Annotated in this window: 1 protein-coding gene and 2 pseudogenes; 2 read left to right on the top strand and 1 reads right to left on the bottom strand. The window is 61.0% G+C overall.

Annotated elements, in window-relative coordinates; genetic code table 11:
- Window positions 1-24: 24 nt before the first annotated feature.
- Entirely contained in the window at window positions 25-525 is a 501-nt protein-coding gene (locus tag E3O11_RS18850; protein ID WP_422386453.1) for an IS30 family transposase, read from the top strand.
- Here the strand turns inward: E3O11_RS18850 and E3O11_RS16695 are convergent.
- A pseudogene (locus tag E3O11_RS16695) lies at window positions 482-1,651 on the bottom strand (IS110 family RNA-guided transposase); the annotation flags it as partial. The gene E3O11_RS18850 and the pseudogene E3O11_RS16695 overlap by 44 nt on opposite strands.
- A gap of 235 nt (window positions 1,652-1,886) precedes the next feature.
- Here E3O11_RS16695 and E3O11_RS16700 point away from each other — a divergent pair.
- Window positions 1,887-2,021 (top strand): annotated as a pseudogene (locus E3O11_RS16700) (IS30 family transposase); the annotation flags it as partial.

Raw genomic sequence — 2,021 nt, forward strand, 5'->3', positions numbered from 1 at the left:
GTCTGGCGGGAGGTGAACCGGAATATGGGTGCGGACGGGGTGTATTACGCGTCGGCGGCGCATACCAAAGCGCATCAGGCGCGGCATCGGCCCAAGCCGTTGAAGCTGGCCCTGAACGAGCCGCTGTGCAGCCTGATCGCGGTGTGGATGGACGACGGCTGGAGCCCGAAACTGATCTCCAGCATGTTGGCGTTCTACTGTCCCGAGGATGAGACTATGCAGGTGAGCCACGAGACGATCTATCAGGCGTTATATGTGCAAACCCGCGGAAGTCTGCGGGCAGACCTGGCTGAGAAACTCAGTTTGAAGCGGAAGAAGCGGGTGTCGCACAGCGCTGACCGGCACAAAAACAGCCCTTACAAAGAAGCACTCAAGATCAGTGACCGGCCGCCCGAAATAGCCGATCGAGCCATCCCCGGCCATTGGGAATCTCAATGTCTTTGTCAAGCGGTTTTGAGCATCGGGATNTCTCGGCTGGTTCCTGGTAGAGGGTGTGGTCGCGGAGCATTGCCCAGAGGACGTTGATGCGTCGCCGGGCGAGAGCGAGCAGCGCCTGTTTGTGGTTTTTCCCTTCGCGGCGCTTTCGGTCGTAGTAAGCCCTGGAGGCGGGGCTGTTCTTCAAGCTTGATAGTGCTGCGAGATAGCAAGTTCGTAACAGCCGCCGGTTGAATCGGCGGGGCCGGTGGTGGTTGCCGCTGATGCGGCCGGAGTCTCTGGGAGCTGGTGCGACGCCGGCAACGCTTGCAAGCCGGTCCGGGCTTTCGAAGCTGCGCAGGTCGCCTCCAGTGTTGGCAAGGAACGTGGCGGCGAGGATGGGCCCGAATCCTGGCATGCTTTCCAAGATCTCAGCGTTCTCGTGCTCGTTGAATCGGGCGGTGATGGTTTTGTCGAGGTCGACGAGGTCTGCGTCGATTGCGGTGATTACGGCGGCCAGGCGCGACACGAGGGTGGCGGCGACAATCTCGGTGCGCAACGTCGTTTCTTGCTCACGCGCGGCGTCGATTGCTTTCTGGGCGACGGTGACGCTGTTGCGGCAGCCACGGGCTTTCAACCATGCCGCCAGACGCGTTACTCCCATCCGGCGAAGCGCTCCGGGCGTCTGGTAGGTCGATAAGAGCGTGAGAGCGGCTTTGCTTTTGGAGTAGTCGAACGCGCGCTCCAGCGCGGGGAAGTACTCCAGCATGGTCGCGCGGAGCCGATTGATTGCGCGCACCCTGTCGTGGATGATGTCCAGGCGTCGAGCGGTCAGAAGTTTCAGGTCAACGCTGATCTGATCACCATCGCGAACGAGTTGGAGGTCGGTGCGCATCCGTGCCTGATCGGCGATGATTCGGGCATCTTTCGCGTCTGTCTTGCCCTCACCGCGGTAGGTCGCAGCCGCATGGTGAATGATTCTGCCCGGGATATAGAGCAGCTGCTGGCCGTGATCGACCAGCAGGGAAATCAGGAGAGCTGCGCCGCCTGAGTTCAGATCCGTCGCCCATACGACCTCGTGCCCATCGGCGATCTCGGTGACCGTAGCGATGATCTCGAGCAGCACGGTCTCGTCGTTATCTATCCGTTGGGAGAGAAGCATCTCCCCGGCCTGGTCGATCACGACGCAGTGATGCGCCCGCTTTCCTCAATCGATTCCCGCCCATACTGCTGGCATCTGAAGGTTCCTTCCGTCTCGTTGATAGCAGTTTCCCTGTCGATAACCACGCCGGCACGTCCTTACCCAGCGATCAATGTCGCAATTCTCAATCAGCGGTCGAGTCATCTGCGGGCAGCGGGCGGCCATTCCCAGTGAGCCGTTTATGCGGCAAGGCGATCTCAGCCATACCCGCCACCCGAGGGTGATCGACACACTACGACAGTCCCGAAATCACCCACCACAACAACGTAAGGAAGGGGACCTCATCATCGGTTGTGACGGGACCGCGATTGGCACCCTTGTGGAGCGCTCGACCCGGTTCGTGATCCTGCTCCACCTGCCCGGCGATCACAGCGCTGACACGGTCGCTGCGGCGATGATCCGCGAG

The organism is Cryobacterium levicorallinum (assembly GCF_004402405.1).
GTDB lineage: Bacteria > Actinomycetota > Actinomycetes > Actinomycetales > Microbacteriaceae > Cryobacterium > Cryobacterium levicorallinum.